The organism is Myxococcus sp. MH1 (assembly GCF_059738865.1).
The window spans coordinates 2,405,651-2,418,327 of sequence record NZ_AP026947.1 but is presented as its reverse complement, the minus strand read 5'-3'; the positions used below and the strand labels follow the sequence as shown (position 1 = coordinate 2,418,327).

Genomic DNA, 12,677 nt, shown 5'->3' with positions numbered 1-12,677 from the left:
GGGCCCGCGTCCGTCCACGCTCAAGGCCTCGCGCAGGAGCGTCCACCACCCGCGTGATACATGAAGTCTTGGTAAACGGTTTGCGCGACGACGGGTGTGGTGCTCTGGAGCCGCTGCACCGTGACACCGTTGCGCTGGAGCTCGAACACGGGCGTGGTGCCGGGAACGAGCGGCGCATGGAAGGCCGTCACGCCGGCGCTCGTCACGTCCAGCGTGCGCACGTCCGTGCCTTGCGTGATGACCAGCCGGCCCGGCTCCTTGAGGAACGCGAGCAGCTCCACCTGGTTGGATGCGGCCACGCCACCGCGCAGCTTCATGGCGCGCGCGGTCTGCTTCGTGGCATCGAACGGCGCGTCGGTGCGGTGCCGGCGGTGCGTGTAGTAGAGCGTGTCGCGGACGATGGTGGGCCGCTGCCCCGTCTTGAACCAGGTGGTGTAGTACGCAATCCAATCCATGATGACGTAGCCGCGCTCCCGCGACGCCGTCATCCACGACTCGCCGTAGTCCGTCAGCGTCAGCAGCGTCACCCAGTCCGCGTCGCCCTCCATCGCCTTCTCGAACTGCGTGCGGAATGCCAGGCTGTTCTGCGCCTCCCAGTACACGCGGCTGCTGTTCTCGCTGTCGGTGAGCTTGTGGCGCACGTCCTCGAACGCGACGGGAGACATCCACCGCTTGCCGCGCCGGTGCGACTCCACGCTCCAGCGGCGCATCGCCTCCCCGGACTGCGCGGTGCGCTCACCCCAGGTGGAGAAGCCCGTCACCAGGTTGTTCCACTCCGCGTACTTCGTCACGTCTCCCGTGTACGAGAGCAGCGGCCAGTAGGTGACCTGGATGCCCTGGGACGCGAGCCGCGTCTTCACCTCCGTCCACCAGGCCACCGACTTGCGCTCCGGGTTGAAGCTGGCCAGCACGACAGCGCCGTCGAGCCTGTGCACGGAGGGGTGGTTGGCGACGGAGGCAATCATCGACACCAGGCCGTCCGTGGTGCCCGTGGCCTCGGTGGGGAAGTCGGGGCTGAGGACGATGCGGAACTCCGGGTCCACGGCCGCCGCGGCGGCGAGCATCGTGGTCAGCTGGTTGTTCCGCGTGTCGGACGAGACGCGGTATGGGTGCTCGTAGAGGAAACCGTCCATGCCGGCGGCGATGGCACGGCGCACCTCCACCTCGAAGTCGCGCTGGCGCCACGCGCTGTCGGCCCAGGGCGCTCGCGGCAGCGGCCGGTCACGCATCAGCCCGCCGATGTTCGCGTACTCCCCGCCGCGCGCCTCGGGCGTCAGCCAGCTGGTCCAGTGGTCCTCGGCGGGGGCCTTGTTGTCGATGGAGATGGGAAAGATGGGGTAATAGAAGCCGAAGACCTTCTTCGGCGCCGCGCGCAGCACGCTCGTCGCGGGCATGTCGAACGGGTAGCACTGCGAGATGGGCGAGGGCGCGGGTGCCACCGTCGCGCTCAGATCCAGGTCGAAGCGCGCATCCGACGTGTTGGCCGCGGACTGGTGCAGCTCCACCGCGAGCACGTTCGTGCCCGTGCGCAGCGCCGCCGTGTCGAGGGGCTGCTCGTGCCACGTCTGCTCCTCCACGGGCAGGGAGATGGTGGCGGGCGCCAGCGTGCGATAGCCCACCGTGCCCGAAGGCAGGTTGCTGCGGAGCACCTCCACACCATTCAGGTAGACGATGGCGCCGTCGTCGCGCTGCAAGCGCAGGCGCAGCTCGCGCACCGACGCCGCGTCCGTCACCGTGAAGGCGCGCCGGAAGTACGTGGTGATGTGCTTGCTCGCCGTGTTGCTCCCGAAGGAGACCGTCGTGGACAGGTCCGTCTCCGCGTAGCCCAGCGGTGACGCGCCCGAGGCCCACGCGCCATCCGCGTAGCCCGGCGCCGTCCAGCCCGTGCCCAGGTCCACGCCCGTGTCCAGGTAGCGCCACGTCGCGCCCGACGCGACGAGCACCGTCTCCAGCGCCTCGGCGGCCGTGCCGAGCGGACTCGCCTCCCCCGGCGCAGAGGGCGCCTCGCCCCGCGGCGTGTCGCCCGAGGAGACGTCCTGCTCCTCCGGTGCACCACCCGCGCAGGACCACGAGAGCAACGGCACCAGCAAGGACACGGCGAGCCGTGCCCGGGGGAAAGCCCAGGGTGTGTGCATATGGATTGGACCTCGGAGGGCTCATCGCCTTGGAGGACGAAGAGTGGGGGGTTGCTCCTCGGACACACGCACCCTCCGGATGGCGCGAACAATCCGGAGGTTTCCTGGTTTATCGACAGCGCACCGGGCGCGGTCCCCGCCTCACGCCAGCAGCGCTCCCTTCTTCAGCAGCTTCTTGGCGAGCGTGGTGTAGGACCACTCGCCCTCCGCATCGACGAGACCCTTCTGGAGCAGCTTGCTCAGCTTGGGACCGATTTCGCTCGAGTGACCGACGAGGTGGTGCTCCGCGCTCACCTTGCCGATGGCGTCCTCGCGGTCATCCGCCACGACGAGCCGGGCCGTCAGCGTGTCGGCGTAGGTCGAGTAGTCGCTGTAGTACGTCCACGCGACGCCCTGGACCTTGAAGGCGCCGAGGACGACGACCTCGCCGTGCACGAGCAGGTTGCCCGCCTGGAGCGCGCCGCCGACGAAGAGCAGCGAGTAGTCGAAGCCCTCGTGGATGATGCTGCCTTCGACGACCAGGTCGCCCGCGACGAGCAGCCGCCCCTGGTCCTCGAGCACCAGGTTGCCCTTCACCACGAGGCCGCCGCCCACGCGCCGGTCCTCGCCCTCGCCGATGCGCAGGTCGCCCGCCACCTGCTCGACGGTGTCGGTGGGTGTCAGCTTCGCCTTGAGCGCCGCCCGCTTGGGGGCCGAGCCAGCCTTGTCGTGCAACGAGACTTCCTGCAGCAACGTATCGAAGAGCTTCATGGCCCCAGGGTAGAAGTCCGCGGCCCGGGTGACGAGGACAATGTCTTCGGCGGACTCCCTGGACGGACGTGGGAGCGCCGACTCCTTGTATAGTGGGGGCTCGGCCGGGAAAACCGTGGTGAGGTCCATGTGTCAGTGACCAGGGCTGTGCGCTGGGCGCCCCTCCAACAGGTGCTGCTCGCCTGCGTGCTCGTCTTCGCGGGTGCGGGTTCGGCGCAGACGACGGAGGACCGGGCCTATGTCGGCATCACCGTCGCGCGGGGGACTCGCATCGGCTCGCAGGGCGGGCGCCTGGAGGAACGACATCAGCTGGATTTGCGCCTGCCGCTTCCTCCCCTCTTCCTGGGGAAGACGGTGCTGGTGCCCTCGTTCGGGTACGAGACGCGCTTCATGGGGCTCGAGCGACGCGGCCCGCTCGCGGACGTGTCCGAGGAGGACCTGAGCCGGCGCTTCCATCGCTTCAGCCTGGGGCTCACGGTGATTCGTCCGCTGGCGCCCCGGTGGATGCTCATCTCGGGCGTGTCCGCGAATCCGCGCACCGACTTCAAGAGCTCGTTCGACGTGGGGCTGGATACGTCGTGGGCGGGCTTCGCCATGGCGAACTACCTGATGGGCGGAGACCCGGACGTGCGGCTCACCTTCGGTCTCGTCGCCCTCTACCCGTTCGACGCCACGCCCGTCATCCCCATGGTGGCCTTCACCTATCGCAAGGGCGCGTACATCCTGGAGCTGGGCCTGCCCCGGCTCACCGCGATGCTCAAGGTGGGCGACGGCCTGGAGCTGGGACTCAGCGCCATGTTCGACCAGCAGGTGTTCCGCACGCGCCTGCCCGAGGGCAGCCAGGCCCTGGCGGCCCGCTACGTGCGGGAGACGGCGCTGCGCGCGGGCCCCACGGTGAACACGCGATTGGGTGGCAGCAGCCTGTGGTTGAGCACTTCGCTGGGGCTCGACTTCCTGAACGACTACGCGCTGCTCGACAGGAACCGGGACCGGGTGGAGCTGGGGATGCTCCAGTCCACGGGCCCGGCGCCCTACCTGCGGGTGTCGCTCGGGTGGCGGCCCCCGAAGCGGGTCTCGGCCACCTCGCGTCCGGCCGCGAACAGCCTGTCGGCGGTGCCGCCGTCGAAGGGCAGCACGCCTCCGCTCATCCGATGAAGGGCGTGAGCGCCTTCACCCAGACGACGACGGCGGCGGCGCCCGCATCCGGGACACCGAGCGCGCGGCTCCCCAGGTAGCTGGCGCGGCCCAGGCGGGGCTGCATGCGCGAGGTGGCGTCGGCGCCCTGCTCCGCCTCGCGCACGCACGCGGCCCAGGCCTCGGCGGGTGCCTGTCCCGCCTTCAGCGCCTGGGCGAAGGTGTCCGCCGCGGGACGGAGCGCGTCCAGCATGGTGCGGTCTCCGGGCCTGGCGCCGCCGAGGTTCGCCACGGCGTCGACGGCGAGGACGAACGCCTCCGCCCAGGCCGGCGCATCCACGGGCCCTTCCGACAAGCGGCGCGCGGCGCGCAGCAGCGCCGTGGCATAGAACGGCCCGGAGCTTCCGCCGATGGCGCGGCGCAGGGCCTCACCGATGGAGGTGAGGGCTCGCGAGGGACTCGTCCACGAGGACTCGGGGAGCGCGCGGATGGCCGCGGCGCCGCGCGACAGGCTGATGCCCAGGTCGCCATCTCCCGCCGCGCTGTCGAGCTCCGTCAGGCGCGACTCGCTCGCCTCGAAAGCGGACGCCACCGCGAGCGCCGCCGCGTGGACCTTCTCCATCCCCGCTGGCTTCGCGGCGGGGGCTGAGGACACGGAGGGCGCGGCGGTGACGGGCCTGGGCGCACGCTCCGGAGCGAGCCGCCCTTCCCCGCCCCATGCGGGCGCGGACGTCTTCGCGTCCAGCCGGGTCAGCAGGTTGTCGTCGACCTTCAACAGAGACAACGAGCAGCCGGGCATCTCCAGCGCGGAGAGGAACGTCCCGCTCCAGGCCCGCTCGACGCGAAGGCCTCGTTCGCGCAGGACGGCCAGCGCGCGGCGCGTGACGATGGCGAGCTCCATCGGCGGCGTGCCACCGAGTCCATTGACGAGCAACGCCACTCGCGCGCCCGAGGTCAGACGGCGGTCCTCGACGATGGCGGCGAGCAGCGTCTCCACCAGCGCGTCCGCGGACTGGAGCTCAGCGCGCAGAACGCCCTGCTCACCGTGGATGCCCAGGCCCAGTTCGATCTCCTCGTCGCCGAGGGTGAAGCCGGGGCGCCCCGCCGCGGGCACGGTGCAGGGCCCGAGCGCAACGCCCATGGTGCCCAGCTCCGCCGATGCGGCCTGGGCCTCACGGAGCACGTCCGACAGAGGAAGTCCGGCGGCGGCCGCGGCGCCCGCGACCTTGTGCACGAGCACGGTGCCGGCGATGCCGCGACGGCGCGAGGGCTCCACGGTGTCGCGCAGGGCGACATCATCGGCCACCACCACGACCTCCACGGGAATGCCCTCGGCGCGGGCCAGCTCCGCGGCGAGGCCGAAGTTGAGCCGGTCTCCGGTGTAGTTCTTCACCACGAGCAACGAGCCCGCGGGGCCGGACACCGCGCGGATGGCGGTGAGCACGGCGTCGGTGCTGGGCGAGGTGAACACGTCACCGGCCACGGCCGCGTCCAGCATGCCCGCGCCCACGTAGCCGGCGTGAGCGGGCTCATGGCCACTTCCGCCGCCGGAGATGACGGACACCTTGCGCTGTCGAGGGTCCTCGGGCGTGTCGCTCCGGATGACCACCGTCTCGTCATCGAGCAACACCTGTCCTGGAGCGAGCGCGACGAATCCCTCCAGCATCTGCCTCACGACGGCCTTGGGCTCATTGACGAGCTTCTTCACCGGTTCCCGCTCCTTGGCGACCTGTGCTGTCCAGAGGCGGGAGTAAACCACGCGCGTGGCGCGCGGGTGCCGGGGACCCGCGGGCGACGGACCGGAATCGTCCGTCAGCGGGCACGTCGCGACGGTCTCACTTCCGGCGAGGCGCTGCTTCGACCGGGGCCACTCGCTCTCTCAACGCTCATCGCGCGCCCACGCTTCGCCGAGCTGGGCAACCCTCAACGCGACGTCGACCTCCGCGGAGCCGCGAGCCAGTGCCTCGGCCTCGTCCAGGCAGACCTGGGCTCCGGCGACCTGCCCCGAGCGCCGATGCACCTCCGCCAGGGCAAGCAACAGGAGCGGCTCGCGCTCCGCCGCAACGGCAAGGGCCTCTTCGTAGTAGCGCGCTGCCTGTGGGAGCCGTCCAGCCTCCTCACAGAGCAGCCCCGCCGTCCTCGCCAGGAGCGAGGTGTTGGCGGGGCGCTCCGCCATGGAGCGGGCGCGCTCCAACGCGGCTTCCAGGCACGAGATGGCCTCGTCAATCCTGCCCGCTCGCGCGAGCTCGGATGCGATGCGCAGGGGATGTTCAGCACCCATGATGCGATTCCTCCCAGGTGCGAGCGCAGACACCCGGAGGTGTCGCTCACGCCAGTCTCTTGCCCTGGACGAACTCCAGGCCCAGGGGGTTGCCCCGGTAGTGGACGGGGTCCAGGAGCACCTTTTCGATGCGCCAGCCCTCGGCCGTCTTCACCACGTCATGTGTGTAGCGCGCGACGATGGTCCACTCCTGCTGCACGCCGCCGAGCGTGAAGTAGTGGGCCACCTCCGCGTAGGCCATCACCTGGGCCTGCGTCTCGTTCTTGAAGTGGATGCGGAGGGTCGTCGCAGTGGCGTGCTGGACGCGGCTGAAGGCGCTCACCGCCACCCGGCCGTACTCGGCGGCCTGCTCGCGGGTGATGTGGATGGGCTCGCCGCCCATGAAGCGGCTGTAGTCCGCGGTGAGCTGGGGCGTGAAGACGTTCGCCCACCGACTCCAATCCCCGGTGTCCTTGCCGAAGTCGATGGCCTGCCCGTACTCCGCCACCAGCTCCTGGATGGCAATCCAATCCAATACATACTGCGTGTCTTTTTCGCGCATGGACGGGAACTCTAGGCTCAGCCCGTCAGCCTGGGAATACACGCTGAATTGCCAACAAGCGGCTCAGGGCGGAGGGAGGATTCCCGGAAGCTTCCAGTGGAGCAGGATGGCGAGCGTCCTCAATCCGAAACAGACGGCCGCGCCCACGCTCGCGGCGAGCACGGCGGAGGCGCCCAGCCTGCGCGCCAGGAGCAACGCGCCCGCGCCCGACAGCGCCGCCACCGCGTAGACATCCGCGCGCAGCACCAGGGGGACGCGCGCGAGCAGCACGTCCCGAATCGTCCCCCCGCCCGCGCCGGTGATGGCGCCCAGGAGCATGGCCGCCAGCGCAGTAGCCTTCAGCGAGAGGGCCTTGCCCGCGCCCGTCACCGTGAAGAGCGCGAGCCCCGCCGCATCCAGGATGAGCAGCGGCGTCACGGGCACGTGTCCCAAAGGGCCGCTCAGCAGCATCACCAGCGCGCCGCCGCCGAAGGCCGTCGTCGCGTAGCGCCAATCCTGGAGGGCCAGCGGCGGCACCGCGCCGAGCAGCACGTCCCGCACCATGCCTCCGCCCAGCGCGGTGGCGAAGGCGAGCACCAGGATGCCGAGCACGTCCAGGCCCGCGCGCGCCGCCGTCAGCCCTCCCTCGACGGCGAAGACGAAGGTGCCCGCGAGGTCTCCCGCTGTCAGCAGCGCACGCGACATCCCACGCGTGGGCGACCTCTCCATCGATGCTGGCCGCATCCCATCCCCCTGGAGCTCCTGGTCTGACGCAGCGCCCGCATCGATTCAACGCGACACGGGTGACGGAGGACATCTTCTGAACAGCACGGCACCGCGGGCTGTCAGCCGCCGAGCGACTCCTGTTGCGTCTCGTCCTCCGGCGGCGCCTGCACCACCGTGAGGATGGGACGCGAGTCCACGAGTGACGGCGTGAAGAGCGAGGGCTGCCCCGGGTCGTCGAACACGGTGGAGAAGTCCAGCGGCGTCAGGCCCCGCTCCAGGCGCGCGGCGAAGGTGTCCTTCAAGAGCCGCACGTAGTACTCGACGTCGTAGTCCCGCGGGTCCTCGGCGCCCTGCGCGGACACCTCCTCCACGTCATCCGGCTCCGGCTCGGGCAGCAGGCCCGCGCGCCCGCCCACCGCGCGGTAGATGCGCACGCGCTCACCCGCCGCCCACGACGTCCTGCCCGCGGTGAGCATCGCCTCGTACGCCAGCTCGCGCCTGCGCTCACGCACCGCCGCGTACTGCGCGGAGTCCTTCGTCAGCCGCACGTGCGCCGCCACCTCCGTCGTCGGCACCCGCCGCCTGCGCAGCGCCATCACCGTGTCCACGTACACGTCCCGCACGCCCGCCACGTCTCCCGCCAACAGACACCGCAAGGCCTTGCGCAGGAACGCCTCGCCGAACGGCTCCGCGCGGCTGGAGCGGAAGGCCACACCCTTGAGGTGGAGCGTCCCGTCATGCGACTGCAGCGCGTAGTTCTTCGGTTCGTGCGACAACATCGCCGCATAGCGCCCGTCGAACTCCAGCTGCACCCGGCGAGGCAACAGCGCGGCCACCTCCGCCACCACCCGCCGCTCGTCCTCCTCGCGCCAGTCCTCCGGCACCGCGAAGTACACGCCGTCCGTGTCCGCCTCCAACAACGTCACGCCCCGCCGCGCGAGCTCCCGACACAGGAGCGCCAGCACCGCGCGCCCGCGCCGCGTCACCTCGTTCGCCGCGTGCACGTCCGAGAAGCGCGTCAACCCCACCGCGCCCATGTACCCATAGGCCGAGTTGACGATGATCTTCATCGCCGACGACAGCGCGTCGTTCTCGTGCCGCTCCGTGGAGCCCGCGGGCGCCGCCCGGGCCCGCTTCTTCGCCGCCAGCCGCTGGTCCACCAGCCGGTCCACCACCGACAACAACGCCCCCAACCTGTCCCGCTTCGGCCCGATGCGGTACTCGCGCATCAACGACGGATACAGGCTGGCCACGTCCGCCTTCACCACCCGCCGCGCCACCCCCGTGGCGAACAGGTGCAGCGCCGCCCCGCTGTGCGCCGTGCCATCCCCGCCCTCGTGCGCCGGAATCGCCGCCCCCGAGCGCAGGTACGCCCGCACCAGCAACGGGTCCAGCACCCCCGTGGCCGGCCCCGCGTCCGCCAGGCGCTCGTACCGGCGCGGCGCCATGCGCGCCAGGGCGAACGCCGCCCCGCCCAACAGCCGCGCCACGCCCTCCGCCTCCGCCACGTCGTCCCGCGCGTAGCGCCGCACCCGCTCCGGGTCCGTCTTGAAGACCTCGTGCACCCGCGCCCCGGGGATGTACTCACGCGCCGGGCCCGCGATGCCGAAGTGCCGCGCCACCACCTTGAGCCCATGCCCCGGCAAATCCCGCGCCGAGAAGTCGTGCCGCAGCACCGCGTCCAACGTGTCGATGAACTCGCGCCCCGGCACCGTGTACCGCGCGCGCCGCATCGAATCCGCGTTGCGCTCCGCCCCCCGCCCCAACGCCGAGCCCCGCGCGGACGGACGGTGCCGCAGGCCCGGTGAGCCCGCGCGCCCCAACGCCAGCGGCACATCCAGCCGCCGCGCGCGCCGCGCGACGAAGGGCAGGTCGAACCCATGCAGGTTGTGGTTCTCGATGACGTCCGGGTCCCACTGGCGCACCCGCTCGACGAACCGGCGCAGCAGGTCCGCCTCCGCCGCGTCACCGTCCCCGTGCGCCTCCAGCACGTCCGTGTCCCCGCGCGGCCCCCGCATCGCGATGAGGAAGATGCGGTCCCTGCCCGGGTCCAGCCCCGTCGTCTCCAAGTCGAACTGGAGCCGGTGCAGCGACTCGAAGGAGAGCCCCCGGAAGTACGTCCGCCCGGACGCCGTGAGGTACTGCTCCTCCGGCGGCAGCGACAGCACCGTCTCCGCGCTCAGGTCCCGCAGGTTCGCGAACGGCCGCCCCAGCCGCCGCGACGCGCCCTGCAACACGTCCGATGCGAGCGCGCGCCCGTCCTCCGCGCGAATCAGGAAGCGCAGCGCCCCCGGCCCCGACAGCTCCTGGTACGTCACCCGACGCGGCGCGGGCCCCTCACGCTCCGGTCGCAGCCGCGGCCCCAGGTGCTCCAGGTCCTCCAGGTTCGACAGCACCAGCCACGGCCGGAAGCGCACGTCCTCGCGCACCAGCGCCCCCGACTCCGGGAGCCTGCGCCACACGAAGGCGCGGCCGTCGGGCTCCGCCCACACCGAGACGATGCCCGGCGTCGCGTCCCAGCCCCACAGCCATTCGTCCTCCACCATGCCCGCCATCATGCCCCACACCTTGCCGCTCCCGGGTGTCAGCGGTATGTCAGGAAACCCACGCCATGCAACGCACCGAGCGACTCTTCGCACTCGCCGAGTACCTCCGGGGCCGCCGCACCGGCGTCACCGCCGAGACGCTCGCCGAGCGCTTCGGCGTCACCATCCGCACCATCTACCGCGACCTCGACACGTTGCGCGCCGCGTCAATGCCGGTGGCGGCGGAGCGGGGACGGGGCGGCGGCTACGCGTTGGACCGCAGCTACAGCCTGCCGCCGGTGAACTTCACCGCGCGCGAGGCGGCGCTGCTGGTGGCGCTGGGACGCTTCGCCATCGACATGCGGCTGATGCCCTTCGCGGGCACGCTCGAGTCGGCGTTGGACAAGGTGCGCGCCGCGCTCTCCACGTCCGCGCAGCGCGAGCTGCTCGACCGGCTCAAGGAGCTGAGCTTCCTGGGCGTGCCGTCGCTGCCGAGCAAGCCCGCCGTCCGAGCGGCCATCGAGCGCGCCTGGTTCGAGCAGCAGCCGCTGCGCCTGACGTACGTGGACGGCAACTTCCTGGAGACCACGCGCGAGGTGCGCATCCTCTCCGTCGTGATGGACCGACACGAGACACGCCTGGATACCCAGGACATGCAGAGCGGCGCGCGGCGCCCCTTCCGGTTGGACCGCATCGTCCACGCCGAGGTGCTGCGCGCCTTCGAGCCCTGAATTCCCCGCGCGCCAACGACCATGCCGCACCGCATCAAAGGCAGACAACGAACATCGGTGACGTGAAGGGTCGAACAGGAGCGCAATCGGGATACCATCCGCGTCCCCCAACCCAACCCCACGACACGCGCCTTGGAGGCGAGCCGATGGAGAAGCCCTGGTTGAAGCACTACCCGCCTGGAGTTCCGGCGGAGATCGATGACCGTCAGTACCCGACGCTGACGCACCTGCTGGAGGAGGCTTTCACGAAGTACGCGGACCGGCCGGCCTTCAAATGCATGGGCAAGATCATCACGTACCGTGAGCTGGACGCGCTGTCGCGCCGGGTCGGCGCGTGGCTGCAGTCGCGCGGGCTGGAGCGTGGGGCGACCATCGCCATCATGATGCCCAACGTGTTGCAGTATCCGGTGTGTATCGCCGCCATCCTGCGCGCGGGCTACATCGTGGTGAACGTCAACCCGCTCTACACGCCGCGCGAGCTGGAGTACCAGCTCAAGGACAGCGGAGCCCAGGCCATCTTCATCCTGGAGAACTTCGCCACCACGCTGCAGCAGGTGCTGGACAAGACGCCGGTGCGCCACGTCGTGGTCGCGACGATGGGTGATTTGCTCGGCGGCCTGAAGGGCACGCTGGTCAACTTCGTGGTGCGCAAGGTCAAGAAGATGGTGCCCGCGTACGAGCTGCCGCGGGCGGTCAGCTTCAAGCAGGTGCTGTCGGAGGGGGGCTCGCGCACGCTGACGCCGGCCACCACGACGCGCGACGACATCGCCTTCCTGCAGTACACGGGCGGAACGACGGGCGTGTCGAAGGGCGCGATGCTGCTGCACCGCAACGTCATCGCCAACCTGCTGCAGGTGGAGGCGTGGCTGGCGCCGGCGCAGAAGGGGCGCAACATCGACCAGGTGAACATCGTCTGCGCGCTGCCGATGTATCACATCTTCGCGCTCACCGTGTGCGGGCTGATGGGCATCCGCATGGGCGCGATGAACATCCTCATCCCCAACCCGCGCGACATCCCGGCGTTCATCAAGACGCTGTCGGAGCAGCCCTTCCACATCCTGCCCGCCGTCAACACGCTCTACAACGCGCTGGTCAACCACCCCGACTTCGCCAAGCTGGACTTCTCCCACCTGATGGTCTCCAACGGTGGCGGCATGGCGGTGCAGAAGGCGGTGGCGGACAAGTGGTTCGCGCTCACGCGCGTGCCGCTCATCGAGGGCTACGGCCTGTCGGAGACGTCCCCGGTCGCCACGAGCAACACGCCCGTCGCCACCGAGTACTCGGGCACCATCGGCCTGCCCGTGCCGGGCACGGAGATCGCCATCCGCGACGAGGACGGCAAGGACGTCCCGATGGGCGAGTCGGGCGAAATCTGCATCCGCGGTCCGCAGGTGATGGCGGGCTACTGGAACCGTCCGGACGAGACGGCGAAGGTGATGTTCCCGGACGGCTTCTTCCGCTCCGGCGACATCGGCATCATGGATGAGCGCGGCCACACCCGCATCGTCGACCGCAAGAAGGACATGATTCTCGTGTCCGGCTTCAACGTGTACCCCAACGAGGTCGAGGGTGTGGTGGCCATGCACCCCGGCGTGCTGGAGGTGGCCGCGGTGGGCATCCCGGACGAGCACTCGGGCGAGGTGGTGAAGCTCTTCATCGTGAAGAAGGACCCGTCGCTCACCGAGGCGCAGATCATGGACTTCTGCCGCGAGCAGCTCACCGGCTACAAGCGGCCCAAGTCCATCGAGTTCCGCACGGAGCTGCCGAAGACGAACGTCGGCAAGATCCTCCGCCGCGAGCTGCGCGAGAAGAAGGTCGCCTGATTCAGGCGGCGCGCCGCTCGTCACGGCGGCCCGGGCCATGCTGGCGCTGGGC

General features: G+C 70.6%; 10 protein-coding genes. 3 read left to right on the top strand and 7 right to left on the bottom strand.

What is annotated here, in order from left to right:
- Positions 1-20 precede the first annotated feature (20 nt).
- Entirely contained in the window at positions 21-2,096 is a 2,076-nt protein-coding gene (locus tag AC6JA9_RS09965) for an endo-1,3-alpha-glucanase family glycosylhydrolase (protein ID WP_497959567.1), read from the bottom strand.
- 180 nt (positions 2,097-2,276) lie between these two features.
- Complete coding sequence (locus AC6JA9_RS09960; protein ID WP_497959566.1) at positions 2,277-2,885, bottom strand: hypothetical protein; 609 nt, start codon at positions 2,883-2,885, stop codon at positions 2,277-2,279.
- A 135-nt stretch (positions 2,886-3,020) separates the two neighbouring features.
- Here AC6JA9_RS09960 and AC6JA9_RS09955 point away from each other — a divergent pair, with 135 nt between their 5' ends.
- Complete coding sequence (locus AC6JA9_RS09955) at positions 3,021-4,040, top strand: hypothetical protein (RefSeq protein WP_497959565.1); 1,020 nt, start codon at positions 3,021-3,023, stop codon at positions 4,038-4,040.
- Here AC6JA9_RS09955 and AC6JA9_RS09950 read toward each other — a convergent pair.
- The 5 genes from AC6JA9_RS09950 to AC6JA9_RS09930 all read right to left on the bottom strand — a co-directional run bounded on the left by AC6JA9_RS09950 (position 4,030) and on the right by AC6JA9_RS09930 (position 10,104).
- Positions 4,030-5,727: a dihydroxyacetone kinase family protein gene (locus AC6JA9_RS09950; protein ID WP_497959564.1), complete on the bottom strand. Its 1,698-nt coding sequence runs from the start codon at positions 5,725-5,727 to the stop codon at positions 4,030-4,032. The genes AC6JA9_RS09955 and AC6JA9_RS09950 overlap by 11 nt on opposite strands.
- A 171-nt stretch (positions 5,728-5,898) precedes the next feature.
- Positions 5,899-6,300, bottom strand: a complete 402-nt coding sequence (locus tag AC6JA9_RS09945; protein WP_497959563.1) for a tetratricopeptide repeat protein — start codon at positions 6,298-6,300, stop codon at positions 5,899-5,901.
- A 46-nt stretch (positions 6,301-6,346) separates the two neighbouring features.
- On the bottom strand, positions 6,347-6,841 hold the full coding sequence (locus AC6JA9_RS09940; RefSeq protein ID WP_141327542.1) for a nuclear transport factor 2 family protein: 495 nt from the start codon (positions 6,839-6,841) through the stop codon (positions 6,347-6,349).
- A 63-nt stretch (positions 6,842-6,904) separates the two neighbouring features.
- Entirely contained in the window at positions 6,905-7,525 is a 621-nt protein-coding gene (locus tag AC6JA9_RS09935; RefSeq protein WP_141327543.1) for a trimeric intracellular cation channel family protein, read from the bottom strand.
- 140 nt (positions 7,526-7,665) lie between these two features.
- Positions 7,666-10,104: a DNA polymerase domain-containing protein gene (locus tag AC6JA9_RS09930; protein ID WP_497959562.1), complete on the bottom strand. Its 2,439-nt coding sequence runs from the start codon at positions 10,102-10,104 to the stop codon at positions 7,666-7,668.
- A gap of 53 nt (positions 10,105-10,157) precedes the next feature.
- On the opposite strand from AC6JA9_RS09930, the gene AC6JA9_RS09925 reads away from it, so the two are divergent.
- Together AC6JA9_RS09925 and AC6JA9_RS09920 are read left to right on the top strand one after the other, a co-directional pair.
- On the top strand, positions 10,158-10,802 hold the full coding sequence (locus AC6JA9_RS09925) for a helix-turn-helix transcriptional regulator (protein ID WP_141332990.1): 645 nt from the start codon (positions 10,158-10,160) through the stop codon (positions 10,800-10,802).
- 146 nt (positions 10,803-10,948) lie between these two features.
- Complete coding sequence (locus AC6JA9_RS09920) at positions 10,949-12,625, top strand: long-chain fatty acid--CoA ligase (protein WP_141332991.1); 1,677 nt, start codon at positions 10,949-10,951, stop codon at positions 12,623-12,625.
- Positions 12,626-12,677 lie beyond the last annotated feature (52 nt).

Coding starts and splice junctions, on each gene's coding strand:
- AC6JA9_RS09930 (WP_497959562.1), bottom strand. CDS start 10,104: ATGATGGCGGGCATGGTGGAGGACGAATGGCTGTGGGGCTGGGACGCG.
- AC6JA9_RS09920 (WP_141332991.1), top strand. CDS start 10,949: ATGGAGAAGCCCTGGTTGAAGCACTACCCGCCTGGAGTTCCGGCGGAG.
- AC6JA9_RS09940 (WP_141327542.1), bottom strand. CDS start 6,841: ATGCGCGAAAAAGACACGCAGTATGTATTGGATTGGATTGCCATCCAG.
- AC6JA9_RS09935 (WP_141327543.1), bottom strand. CDS start 7,525: ATGTCGCGTGCGCTGCTGACAGCGGGAGACCTCGCGGGCACCTTCGTC.
- AC6JA9_RS09925 (WP_141332990.1), top strand. CDS start 10,158: ATGCAACGCACCGAGCGACTCTTCGCACTCGCCGAGTACCTCCGGGGC.
- AC6JA9_RS09960 (WP_497959566.1), bottom strand. CDS start 2,885: ATGAAGCTCTTCGATACGTTGCTGCAGGAAGTCTCGTTGCACGACAAG.
- AC6JA9_RS09945 (WP_497959563.1), bottom strand. CDS start 6,300: ATGGGTGCTGAACATCCCCTGCGCATCGCATCCGAGCTCGCGCGAGCG.